The organism is Candidatus Kurthia intestinigallinarum, assembly GCF_003991225.1.
Lineage (GTDB): Bacteria > Bacillota > Bacilli > Bacillales_A > Planococcaceae > Kurthia > Kurthia populi.
On the sequence record NZ_JTFC01000031.1, the window covers coordinates 151,280 to 175,116 of the forward strand.

The window sequence follows — 23,837 nt, forward strand, 5'->3', positions numbered from 1 at the left end:
TTCATATAAAAAAAGACTTACCCACTTTAATCAATCTCATATCGATATGTAATCAATCTGATTTATCTATAAATAATATTCGTTCACAAAATTGTCGAAATTTCATTTCATACATCTTATTTGCATCTTTTGCTCTTTTTTTGGGCCCTTTAAGACGCCCTCCATTCTGTCGAATCTTTTTACTTACATGGCGGATATTTAATAAACTATCAATATTTTGATGGGTATATTCTCTCCCATTTTGATCTATACAGAAACCATTTTTAGCTAACACCATTGTGGCAAGTCCATAATCCTGTGTCACAACAATATCACCTTTTTGAATTTTATTTACTAACGCGAAATCTGCTGAATCATTGCCTTTGGAAACGGTTACGGTCGTGGCACCTTCTCTTACAATTTCATGTGAAGTATCACAAAAAATAACGACATCCATTTCCAAATCTTGTGCGACAGCAATTGTCTCACTGACAACTGGGCATCCATCTGCATCGATACATATTTTTGGCATTTTTATTCACATCCTTTCTAAGCATTCATTGTACAATTGCCTTTTACGACAATGAATTTATCTACCCTTTAATTTTATCATGTATTTAAAATTATCTGATTATTTAAGTTTTTTGACGATTGAAAATTTTAAAAATTCCCTTTACGATAGAAACATCAAAAAACTTAAACACACACATGGGGGTTTTCTTAAATGGTAACAGCATTAACAACAAACTCAGAAGCAACAGCATACATCGATAGCGTCTACAATAAATTAGTAGAACAAAATGCACACGAAACGGAATTCTTACAAGCTGCAAAAGAAATCATCTATTCTTTAGCACCTGTTTTTGAACAACATCCTGAATATGTAGATGCAGCAATTTTAGAACGCATCGTAGAACCAGAACGAATCATCAAATTCCGCATATCTTGGACAGATGATAATGGCAAAGTACAAGTAAACCGTGGTTACCGTGTACAATATAACTCAGCAATTGGACCGTACAAAGGTGGCCTTCGCTTCCATCCTTCAGTAAACGAATCAATTATTAAATTCTTAGGTTTCGAACAAATCTTCAAAAACTCACTTACTGGTCAACCAATCGGCGGCGGTAAAGGTGGTTCTGATTTCGATCCAAAAGGTAAATCAAACAATGAAATCATGCGTTTCTGTCAAGCATTCATGACCGAATTATATCGTCATATTGGCCAAGACACAGATGTTCCTGCTGGTGATATCGGTGTTGGTGGTCGTGAAGTTGGCTATTTATACGGTCAATACAAACGTATTCGTGGCGGTTATGAACCAGGCGTCTTAACAGGTAAAGGATTAGCATTCGGTGGTTCATTAACTCGTACAGAAGCCACTGGTTATGGTTGTGTATACTTCGTAGAAGAAATGTTACGTGAAATCGGCGAATCATTCGCAAATCAAACAGTCGTTGTATCTGGTTCTGGTAACGTTGCTATTTACGCTATCCAAAAAGCACAACAATTAGGTGCAAAAGTAGTTGGTGCAAGTGATTCTAGCGGTTATATTTACGATCCAAACGGTATCGATGTAGAAGCATTAAAAGATATTAAAGAAGTACGTAAAGCTCGTATCTCTGAATATGTAGAAACACATCCTGAAGCAACATTTACAGAAGGTTGCACAGGGATTTGGACAATTCCATGTGACATTGCCCTTCCATGTGCTACTCAAAATGAAATTAACGAAGATGCTGCAAAAACATTAGTAGCAAATGGTGTAAAAGCTATTGGTGAAGGTGCTAACATGCCATCTACACTTGAAGCTATCGACGTTTATTATGCGAATGATGTATTATTTGGCCCAGCAAAAGCAGCTAACGCTGGTGGCGTAGCTGTATCTGCTCTTGAAATGGCACAAGATAGCGCACGTCAATTCTGGACATTTGAAGAAGTTGACCAAAAATTACACAATATCATGACAAATATCTATAACGAATCAAGTGCAGCTGCTAAACGCTATGGTCATGAAGGCAACCTACTTGTAGGCGCAAATATTGCTGGTTTCATTAAAGTTGCCGACGCGATGTTAGCTCAAGGTGTATTCTAATTAAAGCATTAAATTCATCCGTTTTACATTAAATATTCTGCTTAAAGAAGAAAGTGCGTTTTAAAACGCGCTTTCTTTTTTCTTTTTCTCGTCGTTTTTACATAAAATTCCTTCTTTTATTCTTTTTAAAACATTCTACTCTAATTTCGATTACAATACGAATAGATGGGAGGAGTGATTTCGATGGAATTAATCTATAAAGGAAAAAATAAAAACATTTACCGTCTACCAACTGGTGCTTTGCAAATACAATTCACTGATGCCGTTACTGGGGAAAATGGCGTCTTTGAGCCGGCTGCAAAATCCATTTTAAAAACCGTACCAGGTGCTGCTTTATCAAGCACACAACTATCCGCTTACTTTTTCAAAAAATTAAATGCGATAGATGTGCCAACGCATTTTATATCTGTAGATGCTGATCACACATCGATTAGCGTTAAAGATACCACACCATTTGGGGGACATGGTATTGATGTTATCTGTCGTTTTCGCGCGATTGGGGCCTTTGAGGCGCGCTATAATGAATTTGTTGAGCATGGTGAAGAACTCGACACATTAGTTGAAATGGTTCTAAAAGATGAGCATGAAGAGCTACCACCAATTTTACCTGACACACTTGAAGCATTAGGTATTATGACATTACCCGAATATAATTTTATGAAAAATTTAGCGCGTGATGTATCTGAATTTATTCGTATGGACTTAGCAAAAAAGGGACTAGAATTATATGATATGAAATTGGAGTTTGGGCGCGACTCACAAAACAATGAAATTTTATTAATAAATGAAATGTCCGCTAATAATATGCATGTCTATAAAGGCGAGCGTCTTATTAATCCAATTGAATTAGAAGAAATTATGCTAAAAAAATAATCCGTTGAGTTGCAACAATTTTCTATTCATTGTTGCAACTCTTTTTTATTTATTTAAAAAGTAAGAATATTCATATATAATAAAAATAATTCGGTCATCGAATCATAAAGGAGAGATGAACAATGGTACAAAGTGCACCAAAACGTCAAGATATTCCGGAAAATGAACAATGGGATTTAACGCAACTTATCGCTTCTGAACAACAATTTAATGAAGTCTTACCTAGTTTTTTAACACAGGCTCAAGCTTTAGAAGCGAAATGGCACGGACAACTGCAAACAGCTGCAGATGTCATTGCATTAATTAAGGAATACGAAGATTTTCATACTACATTAACACCTTATGTTGAATTTGCATTTTTAGATCCTGAAACAGATGCAACAAATGTAGTTGCAGAAGAACGCTACGCAAAAATGGCTCAAACATTAGCAAAAGTTAATGCTACCCTATCTTTTGTTGATAATGATATTTTAGCGCTTTCTACTGAAACATTGCAGCAAGCGCAAAACCTAGATGCTACGTATCAGCATTATGTGCAGCGTTTATTAGACCGCAAAGCACATTTATTACATCCAGCTGCCGAAAAAACGTTGGCTTCATTACAGGAAACAATTAATTCCCCTTATAGCCTTTATAACACAACAAAGTTAATGGATATTCAATTCCCTGACTTTGAAGTAAATGGTAAGCGCTATCCAAACAGCTATAACCTCTTTGAAGGTGATTGGGAAGTCGAAGACAATACAGCACTTCGTCGCGCTGCATTTGATGCTTTTTCAGCAGAATTAAAGAAATTTGAAAATACTACGGCCAAAACATACAATACACATGTTACAACGGAAAAAACAATCGCCACATTACGTGGATATGATTCTGTAATAGACTATTTATTAGCAGATCAAGAAGTTGATCGTGAATTGTATAATCGTCAAATTGATTTAATCATGAAAGAATTAGCTCCTCATATGCGTCGTTATGCAAAACTATTACAACAAACGCATGGTTTAGAAACAATAACAGTTGCTGATTTAAAAACATCATTAGATCCGGAATATGAACCTGCTATTACAGTTGAAGAATCACGTGATTATTTAAAAAAAGCATTAGCTATTCTTGGAGATGATTATTTAGAGATGATTGACGAAGCGTTTGACCATCGCTGGATTGATTTTGCACAAAATGAAGGGAAATCGACAGGGGCCTTCTGTGCAAGCCCGTATGGTAATCATTCTTATATTCTAATTTCATGGACAAGCCGTATGAATGAGGTTTTCGTACTTGCTCATGAATTAGGTCATGCAGGGCATTTCCGCAACGCACAACGCGAGCAGACACTGTTCAACAGTGAGTCTTCAACTTATTTCGTAGAAGCTCCATCAACAATGAATGAAATGCTCATGGCGAATTACTTATTAAAAACATCGACAGATGCCCGCTTCAAACGCTGGGTCATTTCAACAATTATTGCACGCACCTATTTCCACAACTTCGTTACACACTTATTAGAAGCTGCCTATCAGCGTAAAGTGTATGCCTTAATTGATGAAGGACAATCTGTAAATGCGTCGACATTAAATCAATTATTCCGTTCTGTACTAGAAGAATTTTGGGGTGAGGATGTTGTTATTAATGAAGGTGCAGACTTAACTTGGATGCGTCAACCTCACTATTATATGGGACTGTACTCTTACACATATAGCGCTGGCTTGACCATTTCAACACAGGTCTCTCAGCGTATTTTACGTGAGGGAGAGCCTGCTGTTAAAGAATGGCTAGAAACATTGAAATTAGGTGGCTCTGTATCGCCTGTTGAGCTTGCAAAAACAGCTGGTGTTGATATTACAACGGACCAACCGCTAAAAGATACAATTGCCTTTATTGGTGGCCTTGTTGACCAATTAGAACAATTAACGAATGAAATCAACGATTAATTCATTTTAATAAAACATAAAAAAAGACCTTCAACGATATAATATCGTTGAAGGTCTTTACTATGATTAAGAATTAGATGTCATACGACGTGTTTGACGTGCTTTTGCCCATAAACCTAATGCGATTAAAATAACCATCATTAAAATTGGAATAATCCAATCCATTTGTGGGAATAATGCATCGACTAAATATTTATGACCATATTTGTCGCTAACCATCATTTCACCTGCTGTATACGCGATTAATAACGCCCCAATCCATACGAGAATCGGTAATTTTTCCATCAATTTCATAATGATTTGACTACCGAAAATAATGATCGGAATACTAATTACTAAGCCAAGTGCTGCAAGACCTACATGGCCATTTGCAACGCCAGCAATTGCTAACACATTGTCCAAACTCATAACAAAGTCTGCGACGATAATTGTTCGTATCGCAGGCATTAAACCTGTATTACCTTTAATATCGGGGTCTTCATCGCCTGATTTTAATAAATCCCAAGCGATATATAATAATAATAAACCGCCAATGAATTTTACAAATGGAATTCCTAAAATCCACACAGCAACTACTGTTAATACAATACGTAATACGACTGCACCCATTGTACCGAATAAAATGGCTTTTTTACGTTGCTCTGGCGCCAATTTACGACAGGCAAGCGCGATAACAACCGCATTATCCCCACTTAATACGATATCAAGCAAAATAATGGATAAGATTTTACTAATCATTTCACCATCCATTGTACTCCCACTTTCTTTTCTAAAATGTATACTTTATTTTACACCTTTGAATTGAAAAAGAAAGAAAAAAGTGTATGAAGCACTTATTTTTTTATGAAAAATACAGAAAAAAATCATTATTTTCATAATATAACAACTGGAATAATACCTAATTGTTGTAATGCTTTCATAATACCATCATCGTGGGCACTTGCTGTCACATATTGTGCATGTGCTTTAACAGCATCTGGCGCATTATTCATCGCAACACCGAATCCTACATACTCAAGCATATCTATATCATTGTAGCCATCGCCAAATGCCATAGCCTCGGTTGCATCATATTGAAAAATTTTTAATACTTCTTGAATAGCACGTGATTTTGAAACAGGCTCTGTTAATACATTCACGATTGTCGGATGCCAACGTTGGAATGTTATATGAGGAAATGCATGTTCATAAGGTAATAGTTGTTTACCCGTTGTAATTAAACACATTAAATGTGTACGATGTGCTGGATTTGGTAAATATTTCGGCACTTCCTCTAGCATAAATGCTTCATGTAGCGCCGTTTTCAATTGGTCTGTAATAATACCGTTAAAATAAAAATCTTCACAATAAAAGGTCATAGCATGTTGCTGTTGATTGGCCATCTCAAGCATTTGCTGTTGGAATGCCGTCTCTACAGAGGCACCGTATACGACACTGCCGTTATGCCTCACATAAGCACCATTGGCTGTAATTAATGTTTTGAAGCCCAACTCCTCCAAATCATGACACATCGAATATGGTCTTCCTGTCGCTGCAACGATATCAATCCCTTGCTGCTGAACATAGCATATCGCTTCGATGGCGCTTTGTGGAATTTCTCCCGTTATGCTACTCGTTAATGTACCATCGATATCGAAAAAGATAATTTTTGGTTGTTTCACATTAAATACTCCCTTGTACCGTTACTTTTGATGAAAAAGAGGAATCGTGCTACTCGCACGATTCCTCTTTATTATTCTTCACTTTGTTCAATTGGCTCGTGATTGATCCAATCACTGAAGCTGCCCGTATACACTTGAACATTTGGATAATCTAGTTGCTTTAACATTGCATAAAGTGATGATGCAGTTACCCCGCTTCCACAATACACAATAATTTGTTCATCTTTCGACACCGTATGAGTAAGCGTTTCATTCACCGACAATTGTCCGTCTTGTACAAGTTGCTCCCAATCGTAGTTACGAGCAGTAGGTATATGACCTGCGACATGATCAATTGGCTCTTCGTCGCCGCGATAACGACTTGCTGAACGTGCGTCTAACAATACCTTATTAACTTTACGACGCGCTACTTCTTTCACCTGCTCACGATTTACATAAACATTTTCATTCCATTGAATAGGCATTGTGGACGTCAAATAGTCAACATCTGTCGTCACCTCAAAGCCTGCTGCAACAAGTCCCTTATAGCCTTCTTGTACAATATACGCATTGGTAAAACCAGCATATTGCAACATGAAGTAGGCGCGTGCTGCAAATGGCTGTCCACCCTCATCATAAATATAAATCGGTTGTTCATAGGTTAAGCCTAAACGATGCACAACGGCAGCTAATTGATCTTTTGTTGGCATCGGATGACGACCCTCGCTAGAAGTCATATCTGATAGATCTTTTTCAATATCAATATGGCGTGCGCCTTTTATATGACCATCCATAAATTGCTTTTTTCCTGCTTGTGAATCGTTTAAATTAAAGCGCGCATCTAGAAAATATGCGGGTTGTTGAATTGCATTCGCTGATACTAATACTGCTGTCATATTAATGCACCTCTGCTACTAAATTGTTGTAAATCCCTTTCCATTCAGCCAGCTTACTTTCTTCTTGCAATAAATTACGTTCCGTTTCAATTTGACGCAATGCTTGTTTTTCTAAGTTTGTACGTAGTGCATCCGCTTGCTTGGTAATGATTGCTTGAGCCCAAGCTGTCATACGTACGCCTTGTTCATCTAAATAGATTTTCGCATCTGGTTTTGAAATCTCTTCTAATTTATCACGTAATAAGAAACGTTCATTTTTCTCAAAGAATGCTTTAGAGTTTTTAAATAACTTATTCACTTCTTTGTATTTATTATAGTCATTAAATGGGCCTGTAAATTCAAGAATTTCAGGGTCTTCTAATTCAAACGGCATAAATGAGAAGCTGTCATTCATATCTTTCATTTTACGCACATCTGTCGTATAACGCTCTTTAAAACGCGCAACTAAGAATTTTGATAAACGGAAATTCGTCACACGCATTTCTTGTTCAAAATCAAAGCTTAATGAACCAACTAATTCTTTTAATGCAAAATCAAGAGCTGCTGACGTTGAATTTGTATTAAATACTGCCGGATTGTATGATTCTTTAAAGAAGTCTGTATAACGTAAATACACACGTTGTAATACATAGTATAGTAAATCTTTTTGTTCATTTGCTTCGTCTTTTTCAATAACTGCTGCTGCAGATTGGCCGAAGTATTTTTTAATGAATGTTTCTAACGTTGCAAGCTCTTCTAAACGCTCATCTTTACGCGCTAAATTTTGCTCTGTTTGCTCGATTAATGATGATAAACGGCCTTCTGTTTTTTCCGTTTCTTCTGCTAATGCTTGAACAGCAATTGCTGTCAGTTCATTTTCTAAGAAATGATGGAAATTTTCCTCAAATGGTTTCATACCTGATTCAAGTTCTATTTGCTCTACTTTTTCTTTTAGAGCAAGTAAGCTTGAAATACCGAATAAACGTGGTTTACGAATACCAAAACGCAATAATTCACTACGTACATAGTCAATAACTGCATCACGCTCTTCATCATCTGCTGCCAAATCAATGGCATTTACGACGAAGAACATTTTATCAAGTTCAAAGGCATCTTTCACACGACCTAATTGAATTAAGAATTCACGGTCCGCACGTGCAAAGGCATGATTGTAATACGTAATAAATAAAATCGCATCTGCATTACGAATATATTCAAATGCTACACCTGTATGACGCGCATTGATTGAATCTGCTCCTGGTGTATCAACTAACGTGACACCCATACGAGTTAATGCACAATCAAAGTAGAAATCGATATTATCCACGAAGCAAGAACGATTTTCTTGTGCAACAAATTTTTCAAAATCTTCGTAGTTTGCACGCACAACTGTACCTAATTTATCTTTAAATAGTGGGTAGCCTTCACGGAATGCACGAACGAATGATTTATGGACATGTAAACGCTCATCTACTAATTCTACATCTAATGCTTGTTGCGCCTTATTAAAGGCATCGTCAAGAGATGTAACCGTTATGCCAATTTCACCATATGATGAAATGATATCTTCGGTCATTTGCTCAACTGTTTTTAATACAACATCGGCTGTTTCGTGTGGGTGCTCTGGTGACACTGGACGAATTTTATTAATCGCTGCTGTTGTTGGGTTTGGCGAAACGGGTAATACTCTTTGACCCATTAATGCATTCGAGAATGATGATTTACCCGCACTAAATGCACCAAATAAAGCAATAGTGAAATCTTTTTCTTCTAAACGAGACACTTTATTTTTCAAGTAGGCTGATACTTCTTCAAAACCATCGATTGGTTCAACTGCATTTGCTGTGCGCAAGGCATGCTCAATTGTTGCTGATAATTGGACATTGTACTCACCTTGTGTCAATTCTTCAATATGCTCTACCGCTTGCGTTTCTTCTTCTTGCGCCAACATTGATGGATCGAAGTGGCGCATTTTATCATACGCTTCACGACGTTCTTTAATCCAATTATTCGTTAATTTATCTGCTTCTTGATTTAATGTATGAATATCAACTGTTTGTTGGATTGCAAAGTATTTTTCTTGGCCTTCTACTTTGTTATATTCACGAATAATTGCTACTTTTTCTTCTAATGTACGTTTTTTCTTTTTAAGAGGCTCAATATGGGTCATTGCCAGTTCTTCGATTAATGATTTCTTATGTTGTTTCCAATCATCTGTTTCACGTTTGAACCAAATTCGAGTTGCTGATACAACACGGTTTGCAAAGTTAATCAAAGCATCTCCTGCTACAGCATTTGTACGAACTTCCCCTTCAATGACACTAAATGGAATATCAAATGTAAAGTCATCGATTGCTAGCGACTCTGCATCACTTAGCGCACCAACATCTTTTAGTGACTGTTTCATGATGTTTAACATGTGACCAGAAATTTGTGAACCCACAACTTCTTTGTATTTTGCATACAATTCTTGCTGACGTTTTTCACGTTCTGCTTCGGTTTTCTTTTTCTTACCGAATAAGCCACCCACGCTAAAGTCCGTTTGCTTAGATTCTGCATATTTACCAAGTAAATCACGTAATTCAAATGGCATTAATACCGCATTCTCAAGTAATTCATCTACTTTTGTATTGTAGTTAATTTCCCATTCATCTACTGAATACAATTCTAATTGACGTAAGACAGTATCATACTCAGCTAAAATATCTTCTTTACGAATCCAGTCATCTTCTGTGACAACGTCCAAACTATTATCGTAAATTTCTTGTTTTTGTTGTGCTAAGTACGCTTCATGCTCTGCTAACAATTGTTTTAATGTATTTTCTCCATTCGTAACGATTGCATCTTGCCAGCCATCCATACTATCCATGACAATACTTTTTACTTGTTCGAAATCATTATTTGGATTGTTTACGTCGCGTAGAGACGTAAAGAACATTCCTTTTGGTACAACGCCCCAGTTTGCAAATGATTGTCGAGCTGATTCTTTAAAATCTTCAAATGATAATTCTGCATCTTTATGCTTATCAATCTGATTAACAATTAAAAAGACATTTGGATTGTATTTCATTAATGTTTTTGTAAATTGAAAATTCAATTCGGATTGCACATGATTGTAATCCATTACATAAAATACGATATCCGCTAAATGTAGCGCCGATTCTGTAGACATGCGGTGTGCATCATCTGTTGAATCGACTCCTGGCGTATCCATTACTGTTACACCATCCGGTAAAACCGATTGACTATGTCCAATTTCAATTTGCGATACTAATGCCCCGTTTTTTGCAAATTCCTTTACAGTCTTAATATCATAGTCTGCATCGAATTTAACTGGTTCATCATCGACTAAGTAAGCGATTGCATAATCCTCTGCTGCCTTACGTACTTTTACGACATTTGCACTTGTTGGTATTGGGCTTGATGGTAATAATTGATCCCCTGTTAATGCATTAATCATACTTGATTTCCCTGCAGAGAAGTGTCCTGCAAAAGCAATTGTAAATTCTTTTTTAATTAACTTGTCGGCAAAAAGTACTGTCTTTGCCATACGTTCATCATCTTCATTGCGCTTATATGTCATATAATTCAGCGCTGTTTGCTTTAACAGCAATTGAATTTTCTCCTCAAAAGTTGGCATACCCTACTCAAACTCCTTTGTTCCATTAGTTGACTGTTCACATTTTAGCCACGTTTCCTCTTCATTCTACACGACTATAAAAAAAAAATCCTCCTATTCTAGGAAGATTTTTTCTGTTAACGCAAATGTGCAGTAGATTTTGATAAAACTTGTTTCATTACGACCGCATAAATAATAACTGTACTGCCAATAAACGCTGCTACCATGATTGCACGCCCCTTTTATTGAAATTATGTATATAAATAACGTTGATAATTATTCTCATTGATTATCATTATCATAAGAAAAAAAATACGTTTCGTCAAGCAATTAATGGGGGATTTTGCTAGATAGCATGATATGATAGATTAAAAGTCATATGCAAAGAGGTGTTTTATGAGTAATTCAAACCACATACAAATTTTATTAAATGGGCTTATTCAATCAATACAAGAGGTAATTCCACAAACAGTCAAAATTAATGCGCCTTCACTTTATAAAGAGCCTTTCACACAAAGTGAAGCTGGGGTGTTAATTGGAATTACAGGCGATGTACGTGCCCGTATTATTTTGGAGTCTTCTTCAACTATTTTTGGCAATATCGGTCTTTCGATGTATGGCATGGAAATCAGTGGAGAAATGCTTGAATCTTTTATTGGTGAATTTGGGAATATGTCAGCCGGAAAATTGTGTACATATTGTGCAGATAATGGGCTTGATTTAGATATTACACCACCAACTGTCATGATTGGCCAAACAAAATTATTTGGTTTCCAGCATGCTTTTCGTTTACCAATCGATATCGAAGGTCTTGGTCAAATGAATGGATTATTAACAATCGATACAGAGGATTAATAAATTCTTCACCCGTAAGAAACTACACGCTGCTGTAGTTTCTTTTTTATGTCCTACACATACTTAACAAACCATAATTGTAAAATTAGGGAAAAATAGCTATTATAGTGTATTGAATTTTCGGATTTTTTCTTTTACGAAACGTTGATATATCAATGTTTGTCTTTTTTTTACATTTATAAGGCATTGCATTTTTAAATATAGGTCGTTACACTTATTTAACAAGGAGAAAGAAATAGCGGAAAAAATAGCGAATGCTCGTCTTATTTAGCAAAAATAAAATTATTTAATTTCATTAAAGCGATAGTAAAATTCCGCAATTTATTTAGTTGATAGCTTCTTTATACTTTTCCCACTCTAAAAAAAGCTTTAGAACTTAATCATATGACTGTTACTAACTACTAAGCATCTTTAAAGGGTAATAAGTGATGCGATTTAGATTGCTCAACTTACATATATCTATAAGAGCATCCATTTTATATACAACCGACATTCAGCCGAATAAAATTATTTTTTAATAGACAGACACTAGAACATGTAAGGGAGGATTTGCAATGCCTTTATCTCAAATGAGTACACTAATTGTCCAAAAACAGAAATATACACAGTTCGAACATTATTTAGCAGAGGCGTCAGTACTTGCTTCAATCATTGAACAAAACAAATCACCTTTTTTTATCCAACTATGCCGTGATATTTGGTTTTCATTGTGTGAACAGCGACATGAACCGATTTTAAATAGGGATTCGATGGAAAATAGCCCCATTCGCTATTCTGTTGTAAAGCAATTTGTTAACCATCCTACTTATCATTGTATCTATGATTTATCACAGCAAGAAGGCAGCAATACGTTAACAAATGCCGTTGTAGTAGCAGACTTTTTAACACATTGGTTACATTTCGAATTAGAAAAACGTGAATTTAATACAGATAAGCAGCGTGTACAATATGTGTTAGAGCTTGTCTCTATCTCACAAGCAATCGAAGGTGCAGCACAATTTTTAGCGCATATGCAAGCTCAGCTTCTCGAGCAACATAATTTGCAAGATTTTTTATTACTCGATTTCGAGGAACAAGCAAATGATACGGCTACAACCTTATTTGAAATTTCCACAGCAGGTGTGACACGCCATCTGTATAAAGCGAAATATGTTTATCAATCCATTGTTTAAGTGACAAAAAAAGTGGCTGGGACAAAACACGTCATTTTCCTTTTTTAGCGTTCGCAACGAAAAACCGGAACCGCGCTACAGCGCAGTTCCGGTTTTTCTTATGCTCATATGAACGGTTGTTTTTATAGGTATGTCCCAGCCTCTTTTTTAATATTAAAGTTCTGTTGGTTCTACAGCAAATACAGGTGTTACATGATTAATTACTTGCTGCTCTTCTTCATTTAGGAATACATTAATTGTTCCATGGTCATTTGATGTACGAATTAAACGTCCCATTCCTTGTTGAACGCGTAATAGCATATATGGTAATTCTACTTCATCAAAAGCATCGTCAGCAAAGCTACGTTTCGCATCAAATAATGGATCGTGTGGTGGGAATGGTAAGTCAAAAACGATAACACGTGTTAATGCCTCTTCTGGTAAATCTAAACCCTCCCATAAATGATATGAACAAATTGCCTGCATTTTTTTCGCTTGGAAGTCACGAATAATGGATGACAACTCGCGGTCTCCTTCAAAAGCCATATGCGCTAATGTATCTGCGTTTACTGTTGCCTTAAAATCAAGCATTGATTGTTTTGATTTAAATAAAATCAGTGTTTGATCACCTTGTTGTAATAGTTGTTCTACTTCGGCTGTTTTATCTGCTTGCGTGCATTTATGCAAGTTGATTTTCATTACTTCTTCATAATCAAATGGAGAAGCTACTGTAAATGATTCATACTTTTTAATTCCTAAACTATAAGCAATAAAGCTGAAGTCTTTATCAATTGATAATGTGGCAGAAGAGAAAATAAATGGAATTTTTTTAGAGAATACTTTTTTCGCTAAAATATCCGTAATTAAATGTGGCATAATGACAAGTGTCTCTTCACCGTCTGCCTCTTCTAACCAATCGACTGCATCACCGTTTCCGATAAAGATGCGCATTGCTTCGGCATATTGCTCTAAAAATTCCTCAGCCATACGAATCTCATATTCAGGAATTGTATACATTTCCGATTCAAACACAAACTCTTCAAATAATGATTCCACAAGTGTCATCACTTTTTTACCGATGGTAATTAGCATTTCACTTTTCTTAATACGCTTACGCTCTTCATCAGAATCAATCACATCTTCACGTAATTGATCAAAGAATAATTCATGACCATCTTGTAATTTTTCCATTAGATTCAATGTTTTTTCACGTACACCATCAACCATTAAGCGTTCTAACACTTTTACGATTGTATAGTCTTGGATTTTAATTGTCATTGCTTTTTGAGCAGCATATTCAAGTAAGTGACCTTCATCAAATACAACCATTGATGGTTCTGGTAATAACGGCGTTTGGCCTTCACGTTCACGTGATTCTTTTGTGGCAATGTGCTCCATATAGAAATCTTGTGAACAAATAATTAAGTCTGTTGATTCACGGTAATTTTGGCGATGTAATGTTTGACCACAGCGATTGCGTACATCACATACTTGGCATTGTTGAATGGCATTATAGTTTACATGTGACCATTCTTCATCTGAAATGGTTGGATAGTCACTGCGTTGACCATATAAACCGAGAGAACCATTACCATAAACGCCTTCTGGAATTGAGACAGCAATATCATCTAAATATTCGCCATCTAAAAATTGTTCTGCTTCTTCATAACGTTTTAGACATAAATATTGGTCCCGTGATTTTGCTAAACGAACATCAATTTTTAAATCTAATAATTGTTGTAATTTATAAATATCGCCGCCCTCTTTCACGAGTTGGTCGATTAATGTTTCATCCGCACAAGCAATTAATGCCGGTTTCCCTGTATAGCGTGCATAAGCAATTGATGGTAATAAATACGCGATTGTTTTCCCTGTCCCTACGCCTGCTTCAGCAAATAGTACAGATTTTTCGCGCAATGCACTTTCGATTTGATAAGCCATAAACACTTGCTCATCGCGAAGTTCTAGTCCTTTCTCAGGTAATTCATCATAAAGTACATCACCAATCCAGTCTCCTAACGAGTCAAAGAATGATTTGTCTTTTGATAGTTCGAATGGAATCGATTGTCGCATTCAATAATTGCCCCTTTCCTTATTGACAACGAAACGGAAGGGCTGCCCCTTCCGTTATCGAGTATTTATTTATATTTAGTAATTTATGCTTTTGGCTCTTGAGGTTTACGAGGTGAACGTTGGCCCCAGAATTGGAAGTAATCCGTTTTCATTGCACCGTTGAATAATTTACGTTTTTTCGTTGCTTTTTTACCGTAAATTTTATCAAAGTTTTCCATTGAAGAAAGCATGTATACAGACCAAGTAGGATATTTACGCATCACAGTACCCATCGTATTAATCATTTTTTCAATTTCCTCTTTTTCGCCAATACGTTCACCATATGGTGGATTTCCAATCATAACGCCATCTGTGTAGTATGTTGTGAAATCGGCCACTTGCATTTGTTTTACTTCAACAATACCTTCAAACCCGGCTTCTAAAACGTTATTTTTCGCAATCGCAACCATACGTTGGTCGATATCTGATGCAATAATGTTTAATGGTTGGTCGTAATTGGCTGCTTCGTCTGCTTCAGCGCGTACTTCATCCCACATTTCAGCTTTCATCATTGGCCAGTCTTCACAAATAAACTCACGATTATAACCCGGTGCAATATTTTGCCCGATCATGGCCGCTTCAAGTGCGATTGTACCTGACCCACAGAATGGATCAACAAATGGTCGTGCAGGTGTCCAACGTGATAAATAAACAAGGGCTGCTGCCATTGTTTCTTTTAATGGGGCTTCCCCTTGTTCTGTACGATAGCCACGTTTGTGTAATCCATTACCAGATGTATCAATTGTTAATGTGGCCACATCTTTTAAAATAGAAACTTCTACTTTAAATTTAGGGCCTGTTTCTTCTAAGAAACCTAAACGGCGATAATGACCTTTTAAACGCTCAACGATTGCTTTTTTCGTAATCGCTTGACAGTCAGGCACACTATATAATGTTGCTTTTACAGACTTACCTGTAACAGGAAATTCTGCATCTACTGGCATATATTTTTCCCATGGTAATGCTTTTACACCTTCGAATAATTGATCGAATGTCTTAACCGGAAATTTACCAACAACAATTTTAACACGGTCTGCTACGCGTAACCAAAGATTTGTTTTGGCGATATCGCGCTCCGTTCCTTCGAAATAGACACGTCCATTATCGATATGTGTTTCATACCCCATTTTTTTAAGTTCATCGGCAACTAACGATTCTAAACCCATCGCTGCTGTTGCAACTAGTTGATATGTTGTCATACTTATTTTAAGTCCTCTCTTGCTTCTAATTTCAAAAATTCTAAAAAGGCGACAAATTCATCAAGAGGCATCGGCTTTGCGTAATAATATCCTTGAATCATATCACAGCCTAATTTCTCAAGCAATTTCACTTGATCTTTCTGCTCTACCCCTTCTGCAATTACCTTCATATGCAGACGATGTGCCATTTGAATAATGGCATCTACTACCGCTTGTTTGTCGGCAATCGATGTAATGTATTGAATAAAACTACGATCAATTTTTAAATAATCGAGTGGGAATTGCACTAAATAACTCAATGATGAATATCCTGTACCAAAGTCATCAATAGATAATTTAAAGCCCATATTCTTTAATTGTACCAGTTTTCGAATCGAATCACGTTCATTATTCATTACGGTGCGCTCTGTCAGCTCTAATTCAAAATCTTGCGGACTGCAATTATAAGCTTCAAAAATCATTTTTACTGTATCAATAAAATCTGACTGGTGGAAATGAATGCTTGATATATTAATAGCAATTGGTAACACGTTATCCATTTCTTCACGTAAACGAAGATGTGCCTCACAAGCTAAGCGAAAAACACATTCACTCATTGGAATGATTAAGCCGGTTTCTTCAGCATAAGGAATGAATTCGGCAGGTGATACAAATCCGAGTTGATCATTCGTCCAGCGTATTAGCGCTTCCATACCAATGACTGTTTTATCCTCAAGTGATATTTTCGGTTGGAAATTCAACGTAAAATCATTTTGTTTAATCGCTTTTCGTAGTTCATTATCTAATAATAGTACGCGCTTTGAGTCGATTTTTAAATCATCAAAATAAAACGCAAATTGATTGCGACCATTTTGCTTTGCATAATACATGGCCTGGTCGGCTTTTTTCACAAGTGTTTCCAGCGTTGTCCCATCCTCTGGGTACAAACTGATGCCCATACTTGTTGATATATATATATTTTGTTCATCTATAGGAAGAGGTTCTGATAACAGATGAACAATTTTTTCCGCTACTTGTACCGCTTCTTGCATATGGTGGATATTTGTAATAGTGATGATAAATTCATCGCCACCATAACGCGCGACGATGTCTTTATTTTTTAGCACGCTTTGAATTCGCTGCGTAACGCTTATGAGCATTTCATCAGCAACCGAATGGCCTAATGTATCATTCACCTGTTTAAAGCGATCTAAATCTAAAAATAACACTGCGTGATGGTATTCTCGATTTGCAGATGATTGCAATAATGTTTCCATACGCTGCAAATAGGCATAACGGTTCGCTACACCTGTCAACGTATCGGTATATTTACGGCGCTCAATCTCATTTTCAGCATTTTTCTGCGCTGAAATATCTTCAAAAATACCGCAGTAATTCACGATGTCACCTTGTTCATTGTGAATGGCTACGATTGTTAACCATTCTGGATAAATATCTCCTGTTTTTCGGCGATTCCAAATTTCTCCTGACCATTTTCCATGTTCTCGAATCGTTGCCCACATTTTTGTATAAAATTCTTGATCGTGGATACCTGAATTCAGTAAGCTTGAGCGTTGTCCAACAGCTTCTTCATATGTGTATCCCGTTACAAATTCAAATGCAGGATTAACATGAATAATACGACTCTTTGTGTCGGCAATCATAATGCCTTCTTCAACGCTATTAAAAATGGTATCAATGATATGGTTTGGAAACGTAAATGTCGTCGCATTCGCGAGCTTTTGCGTGTATTCCATCTTTTTTATCACCGTATCCTCTTATAAAAGAAAAGCTCTCCACCAACGAGGAGAGCTCAACTAATTATTATCATAATAAAAGTACACCATATAGAATTATAAGCCATGTTTTGTGCCCTTGTACTCAAACGGCGTAAGCCTCGTACTCTGGGTAGTAATCATCTATCTATTGACTGTATAAAGACAGCCAATCCATACCTCTGTTCAATTCCGTCGGTACGGCGCCCCTACCATAATTTGGGTTGCACACTCGCAGGGTTTACCTCGTTCCACTCTAACAGTTTCCTGTTAGACTTCGTCACTGTGGCACTTTTCAGGAAGTGTCAACCCTATCCGAAGACTTAGGTTTTCCTTCCGCCGTTAGCATTTCAGCTACTTCCGCTTATTTATTCGCGAAATACGATCACTACGGTCATCTCAGAACCGTGCGTGCATGGACTTTCCTCAGCAACACGAATGTGTTCCAGCGATTACTCATTCATCTATGATGCTGTAGTTATTATAGTCCTTCAAAAGTGCTATGACAAGGTTTTTAGCCTTTTTTTATGACGCAATTAAAAAATAAGTATTTTCCGACAATTAAGCCTTAAAATTATTCATTGCTTTTCGATACAAAAAACCACCTCATCTCTAAGATTCCAGAGAAATAAGGTGGTTTCGATTATCCTTCGAAGTCATTATATAACTTGTCACCAAATACACGTTTTTCAAGATTCGCTAAGCGTTTTAAAATATCGTAATTTGTGACACCGTTCGCTACTTGTTGCGGCTCTTCTACTTCCTTTTTCTCAAGAACTGGTGCTGCAGCAACAGGTGCTGGCGCGACTTCTGCATTGCTTAGTTGTTCTTCAAGCTCCGCAATACGCGCCTCTTTTTGCTTTAATACTTGTTCAAAACTTTCATAATCTTGAATGATTTCATCTAAAAATTGGTCAACCTCGTCCTGGCTATAGCCACGAAGACCTGTTTTAAAATCTTTATCTAAAATGATTTTAGCAGATAGTTTGATATCCAAGTCCATCGTCCTTTCGCTTCTATATAGATTTTATTATAGCACATTTTTATTCTTTAAACGTACGTGTCGATGCGTAAGTGCATTAATCCGCTTTTCTTTCGCTGCTTCCTTATAGCAAATACTTTTTTTTGTTTCAACGATTGCCTTTTCTGTATAACGCAGTGCCGCTTCAATATCATGCAATTGATGCTCACACAGCTTTGCTAATTCCGTATAGGCTTCTAGGCGCTGACGTTCGTTTACATAAGGTGTACAAAGCAAAAAGCAATCATAGGCTTGCTGAAATTCACCACGTTTTTTTAACAAGTAGCCTTTATAGAAAGAGGCCTCTGCGGCTTCATCCACATCATATAGATGCGTTACATCACGTAAAAGTTCCAAACTCTCATCAGAAGCTTTTAAATCTTTATACCACTTGCCGATATTCGTATACGCTTTTGCACTTTCTTCGCGTACACCTTCCGTTAATAATTTCGTTTCTTGCACGTATAAGGTAACGAGAGATAATAAATCGTATTCATTATGAGTAAGTACTTTTAATAAAGCATCTGTCTCGCCCGTTCTAACGGCATCTAAATAAATAACGGGTGCTAAATAGCCTGGCACATCGCCGTCTCGCACAAAGCCTAATTTATGTCGTTCAATTTCACTTAATTTCATACGTGCAAGCTCCTGCTTCCAAATTCGTTTGGCACTATGCATTAAATCAATATGATGTGGCGTTTGAAGTGGTGGCAATACATCGCGATGAAAAGTCCAACGCATTTGTAATTGAGGCCAATCAAAGCTCTTCCCATTATATGTTAATACCGTTTTTTTACCTTGCCAAAACCTTGATTCAAATAAAAATGCCGCTTCATGACTTGGATCGGCCAAAACATATTGTTTTAAGACAAATTCATGCGCTTCAAATGTTAATAAGCCATTTAAAAAAATATGTGTCCCCGTGCCTTTTAAGCCCGTCGTTTCAGTGTCATAAAATACAATAGGTTGGTCATCTGTTAGCGCAATGGGATGCTCATGCTGCTGCCAAGTTTCAAGTGCTTCTGTAAACGCACCTAATGGATAGGCACCGTGCACATAATCAAACCCATAATGCACCTCACGGACAAATACGGTACCAAAGTCATTATCAATACGCTTTAATCCAACATTTTCCCAAGCATCACTGTATACGGGTGGCTGCGGTTTTTTATAAGCTGGTTTGGGCGCTGTTGTCGTTTTTTTCTTTACCATTTTTTTCATTGCCAATAATTTTTTCTCATAAGACATGTGCAATCATCCTCTCAATAACACCGTCTCTAAAAATTTCTTTACTTGCTTTTTGCCGCCTTCTTCTAAATCCTGTGCGCCAATGCAAGATGGACAACCATGCTGACATGAGCAGCCGTCAACGTGCTCATAGACACGATCTAGTAAAGGCTCCCATAAGTCGTATACGCGCTCACTTAACCCAATGCCACCAGGATAACGGTCGTAAACAAAAAATGTCGGTTTGCCATTATGCGTCGCCTTCACTTGTGGAATGACATGGACGTCGCTACGGTCGCTTTGAATATACAGTGGAATAAAGCTATTCATCGCATAGGCTACTCCGGTCATAGCACTACTTAAATCATCCTCACTCCAATTACTCGGTGCCTCAAAACTTAGCCATGTACTTGATGTATGAAGCTCCTCTGGTGGCAATGTAATCGGACCAGAACCAATATTATCATGTGTATTGAAGCGGATTTTTTTAAAGATTGTCGCCGTTGCAAGTGTCATCACATCCCCATAATCAATCGTTAGGCCATCGACAACACGCTCTTTGTCCTCAGACATTACTTTTAGCTCTACTGCTAAATTTGCATCGGTAAAATAATCGACATCCACTTCCGTAACATATGCTTTCTTTTCTTCCCAATCGAGTTTTTCAACTTGGAATTGCGTTCCTTGATGTAAATAAATAGCTTCTTCATGTAAGAGAGTCATGGCACTATAGCGGTCCATTTCACCAATAACATGCGTTTTTGTCGGGATAGTTTGATCAATAATGACCACATTTTCTTGTGACGCTGAACGTAGGCTAATGTCATGTGCAGGAAAACTATCTGCCATCCAATGCCAGGTATCACTTGTTTTTAATAGCACTTGTTCCTCAACGAAATAATCGAGAAAATCGGCTACATCAAATTCAGCGTACGCATCTCCTTCATGAAATGGTAATTCAAATGCAGCGCATTTTAAATGATCCATTAAAATAAGGACATTTTCCGGGAAAATGCGCGCTTCTTCAGGTGATCTATTAAATAGGTAATGAGGATGCTTCATTAAATACTGATCAAGTGCTGTTGATTGCCCAACATAAATGACGAGCGCATCATCTTGTCTGCGCCCTGCACGTCCCGCTTGTTGCCATGCACTCGCAATATTTCCTGGGTAACCTGTCATAATACAAGCCTGTAGTTGGCCAATATCTACACCAAGCTCAAGGGCATTCGTCGATACGACCGTTTGAATCGTGCCATCACGTAACCCTTTTTCAATCGCACGTCGCTCACTCGGTAAATAGCCGCCACGATAGCCACGAATCGATTGATCATTAATTTTTTTCGCTGTTAAGCTTTTCAAATAGGTCACGAGCATTTCGACACGTACACGACTTTTGGCAAATACAATCGTTTGAATCTTTGCCTCATACAATTTTTTAGCAATGTCTTTTACTTCTAATATGGCACTACGCCTTACACCAAATGTTGGATGAATGACAGGCGGGTTGTAAAATAAAAATGTTTTTTGCCCTGTCGGTGCCCCGCTTTTAGCGATAAGTTGCTGCGGTTCATTCGTTAAGGCCGATGCTAATTGTTGTGGATTTTTTATTGTTGCAGACGTACAAATAAACGTTGGATTACTACCATAATAATGACAAATACGTTTTAGACGACGTAAAACATGTGCCACATGTGAGCCAAAAACGCCCTTGTACGTGTGCAATTCATCAATGACAATATAATCAAGATTTTCAAAAAGTGATACCCACTTTGTATGATGTGGTAAAATCGCCGCATGAAGCATATCCGGATTTGTCATCACAATATGCCCTGCTTTACGTACTTTCGTTCGAATACCAGGCGCTGTGTCACCATCATAGGTATAGCTCAAAATAGGCACATCAATCGCTTCGATTAAATCGTTAACCGCATTTTTTTGGTCTTGTGCTAGCGCCTTTGTTGGAAATAAATACAGTGCCCTACTTGAAGGGTTCGTTAAAATCGTTTGTAGAACGGGTAAATGATAGCACAGCGATTTTCCTGATGCTGTCGGTGTAACGGCCGTAAATGATTGTTGATGCATCGCATGGTGGTAAGCCTCTGCCTGATGGCTGTAAAGTTGTGTAATGCCTCGACTTAAAAGTGCCGATGCTAATTTTGGATGTAAGTCACTTGGTAGTGGTGAATAGACACCGTTTGTTGCAGGCATAATTTCGATATGCTCAATATTTTTGCGCGCTTCACTAGTCGTAAAATCAGCAATCCATTCAGCTAACGTCGGTTTAAGATTCATCTACTACCTCACGCATTGCACTTAGCAATGTTTCACATGTATATTTGGCAGCTTGAATTGATTGATATAATCTTTTTTTACTCGTTTTAATATAAAAAGACTGGACAACAAATTGTTCAATTTGCTCTGCTGCATTATTAATTTGTACCATATGCACATATTTTGGATGGTACTCCACAATAAATTGTTCAGCTAGCTGCTGCCATTCATTTAACAATTCATGTATTTGATTTGCGTATGGTCTTACTTCATCAAAAAAGTCCGGCTCGTATTGCTGTTCACGGAATTGCATAAAACGTGTCCAGCTGTTATCGCATTCTTCATAAAGTTGTGTTGTTATTTGTTGGAGCATTTCAAACGCCTCTTTCACTTAATTTATCAAAAAATCGCTTAAAAAAGCGAACAAACATTCTTTCTATGTTATCTTTTAGTATAATTCAAATTACCATTTCTGGCGATAATAGTGTCATTAGAATTTGCATTCAATACTTAACATTGCTAATATCTTGTGAGTAGTCGCAAAAAAACAGTTCATTACATATGTGATATGATATAGGCGGTAAGGAGTGATAGAATGGCAATTCGCTATCCAAACGGACGACAATACACGCCCCAAAATAAAACGGTGAAAAATGAATCGAAAAAAAAATCAGATGTTCTAGCGAAAAATAAATTAACCTTTAGTAATCGCGGGAAAAGCTTAGAAGATGAAATCGATGAAGCCAATATGTTTTATTTACAACGAGGTACAGCAGTTATTCATAAGAAACCTGTTCCTGTACAAATCGTCAAAGTAGCGTACCCGTCACGAAGTGCAGCAGTCATTCAGGAGGCGTATTTTAGAACACCTTCCACAACAGACTATAATGGCGTTTACAATGGATACTATATTGACTTTGATGCGAAAGAGACGAAAAATAAAACGTCCTTCCCGCTTCAAAATGTCCATGAACACCAAGTAACACATATGCGTGCGGCAACAAAACAAAAAGGGGTTTGTTTTTTACTTGTTTGTTTTTCAACTTTAGAACGTTTTTTCGTCTTACCATTTGATGTACTAGATAGTGCTTGGCAAGCGATGGAAAAAGGTGCAAGAAAATCCATTCCACTAAACGTTTTCGAAGAACAAGCAATTGAAATAACGGAGAGCTATGCACCGCGGCTTGATTACTTAAAAGCGGTGGATCAACTACTATCCGCATTGTGATAGG

At 37.1% G+C, this 23,837-nt stretch carries 18 protein-coding genes and 1 other RNA gene; 6 read left to right on the forward strand and 13 right to left on the reverse strand.

Annotated elements, in window-relative coordinates:
• Positions 1 to 52 precede the first annotated feature (52 nt).
• Positions 53 to 511, reverse strand: a complete 459-nt coding sequence (locus tag QI30_RS09395) for a YaiI/YqxD family protein (protein ID WP_020189653.1) — start codon at positions 509 to 511, stop codon at positions 53 to 55.
• A gap of 192 nt (positions 512 to 703) precedes the next feature.
• Between QI30_RS09395 and gdhA the strand changes: the two genes are divergently transcribed.
• From gdhA to pepF, 3 genes are all read left to right on the forward strand, one after another.
• A complete protein-coding gene (gene gdhA / locus QI30_RS09400; protein WP_126990638.1) occupies positions 704 to 2,074 on the forward strand; it encodes an NADP-specific glutamate dehydrogenase in 1,371 nt (456 codons plus the stop codon).
• Between the two features lie 183 nt (positions 2,075 to 2,257).
• Positions 2,258 to 2,947 carry a phosphoribosylaminoimidazolesuccinocarboxamide synthase gene (locus QI30_RS09405; protein WP_020189651.1) on the forward strand — a complete coding sequence of 230 codons (690 nt, stop codon included), beginning with the start codon at positions 2,258 to 2,260 and terminating at the stop codon, positions 2,945 to 2,947.
• Between the two features lie 122 nt (positions 2,948 to 3,069).
• On the forward strand, positions 3,070 to 4,878 hold the full coding sequence (pepF, locus tag QI30_RS09410; protein ID WP_126990639.1) for an oligoendopeptidase F: 1,809 nt from the start codon (positions 3,070 to 3,072) through the stop codon (positions 4,876 to 4,878).
• A gap of 66 nt (positions 4,879 to 4,944) precedes the next feature.
• Here pepF and QI30_RS09415 read toward each other — a convergent pair whose 3' ends face one another.
• From QI30_RS09415 to QI30_RS09430, 4 genes are all read right to left on the reverse strand, one after another.
• Positions 4,945 to 5,628 carry a TerC family protein gene (locus QI30_RS09415; protein WP_126990640.1) on the reverse strand — a complete coding sequence of 228 codons (684 nt, stop codon included), beginning with the start codon at positions 5,626 to 5,628 and terminating at the stop codon, positions 4,945 to 4,947.
• 122 nt (positions 5,629 to 5,750) lie between these two features.
• The gene (locus QI30_RS09420) at positions 5,751 to 6,539 is read right to left on the reverse strand and encodes a Cof-type HAD-IIB family hydrolase (RefSeq protein ID WP_126990641.1); all 789 of its coding nucleotides are present in this window, start codon (positions 6,537 to 6,539) and stop codon (positions 5,751 to 5,753) included.
• A gap of 71 nt (positions 6,540 to 6,610) precedes the next feature.
• The gene (locus tag QI30_RS09425) at positions 6,611 to 7,414 is read right to left on the reverse strand and encodes a sulfurtransferase (protein WP_126990642.1); all 804 of its coding nucleotides are present in this window, start codon (positions 7,412 to 7,414) and stop codon (positions 6,611 to 6,613) included.
• 1 nt (position 7,415) lies between these two features.
• Positions 7,416 to 11,033: a dynamin family protein gene (locus QI30_RS09430; protein ID WP_126990643.1), complete on the reverse strand. Its 3,618-nt coding sequence runs from the start codon at positions 11,031 to 11,033 to the stop codon at positions 7,416 to 7,418.
• 375 nt (positions 11,034 to 11,408) lie between these two features.
• Here QI30_RS09430 and QI30_RS09435 point away from each other — a divergent pair, with 375 nt between their 5' ends.
• Together QI30_RS09435 and QI30_RS09440 are read left to right on the forward strand one after the other, a co-directional pair.
• Positions 11,409 to 11,867, forward strand: a complete 459-nt coding sequence (locus tag QI30_RS09435) for a chemotaxis protein CheX (protein WP_126990644.1) — start codon at positions 11,409 to 11,411, stop codon at positions 11,865 to 11,867.
• A gap of 554 nt (positions 11,868 to 12,421) precedes the next feature.
• The gene (locus QI30_RS09440) at positions 12,422 to 13,039 is read left to right on the forward strand and encodes a hypothetical protein (RefSeq protein ID WP_020189643.1); all 618 of its coding nucleotides are present in this window, start codon (positions 12,422 to 12,424) and stop codon (positions 13,037 to 13,039) included.
• 153 nt (positions 13,040 to 13,192) lie between these two features.
• Here QI30_RS09440 and QI30_RS09445 read toward each other — a convergent pair whose 3' ends face one another.
• The 8 genes from QI30_RS09445 to QI30_RS09480 form a co-directional block, all read right to left on the reverse strand.
• Positions 13,193 to 15,091 (reverse strand): ATP-dependent DNA helicase, encoded by a 1,899-nt coding sequence (locus QI30_RS09445; RefSeq protein ID WP_126990645.1) that lies wholly within the window; start codon positions 15,089 to 15,091, stop codon positions 13,193 to 13,195.
• 83 nt (positions 15,092 to 15,174) lie between these two features.
• Positions 15,175 to 16,329 (reverse strand): THUMP domain-containing class I SAM-dependent RNA methyltransferase, encoded by a 1,155-nt coding sequence (locus QI30_RS09450; RefSeq protein WP_126990646.1) that lies wholly within the window; start codon positions 16,327 to 16,329, stop codon positions 15,175 to 15,177.
• Positions 16,330 to 16,331: 2 nt separating this feature from the next.
• Complete coding sequence (locus QI30_RS09455) at positions 16,332 to 18,077, reverse strand: putative bifunctional diguanylate cyclase/phosphodiesterase (RefSeq protein ID WP_233600562.1); 1,746 nt, start codon at positions 18,075 to 18,077, stop codon at positions 16,332 to 16,334.
• A gap of 82 nt (positions 18,078 to 18,159) precedes the next feature.
• Positions 18,160 to 18,547: RNase P RNA component class B (gene rnpB / locus QI30_RS09460), an RNA gene on the reverse strand.
• 179 nt (positions 18,548 to 18,726) lie between these two features.
• Positions 18,727 to 19,086: a cell division regulator GpsB gene (gene gpsB / locus QI30_RS09465; RefSeq protein ID WP_126990647.1), complete on the reverse strand. Its 360-nt coding sequence runs from the start codon at positions 19,084 to 19,086 to the stop codon at positions 18,727 to 18,729.
• 27 nt (positions 19,087 to 19,113) lie between these two features.
• A complete protein-coding gene (locus QI30_RS09470; RefSeq protein ID WP_126990648.1) occupies positions 19,114 to 20,352 on the reverse strand; it encodes a ribonuclease H-like domain-containing protein in 1,239 nt (412 codons plus the stop codon).
• A 6-nt stretch (positions 20,353 to 20,358) separates the two neighbouring features.
• The gene (locus QI30_RS09475; protein WP_126990649.1) at positions 20,359 to 22,626 is read right to left on the reverse strand and encodes a DEAD/DEAH box helicase; all 2,268 of its coding nucleotides are present in this window, start codon (positions 22,624 to 22,626) and stop codon (positions 20,359 to 20,361) included.
• On the reverse strand, positions 22,616 to 22,978 hold the full coding sequence (locus tag QI30_RS09480; RefSeq protein ID WP_126990650.1) for a YppE family protein: 363 nt from the start codon (positions 22,976 to 22,978) through the stop codon (positions 22,616 to 22,618). The genes QI30_RS09475 and QI30_RS09480 overlap by 11 nt, the downstream gene beginning before the upstream one ends.
• A 222-nt stretch (positions 22,979 to 23,200) precedes the next feature.
• Between QI30_RS09480 and recU the strand changes: the two genes are divergently transcribed.
• Positions 23,201 to 23,833 (forward strand): Holliday junction resolvase RecU, encoded by a 633-nt coding sequence (recU, locus tag QI30_RS09485; protein WP_126990651.1) that lies wholly within the window; start codon positions 23,201 to 23,203, stop codon positions 23,831 to 23,833.
• Positions 23,834 to 23,837 lie beyond the last annotated feature (4 nt).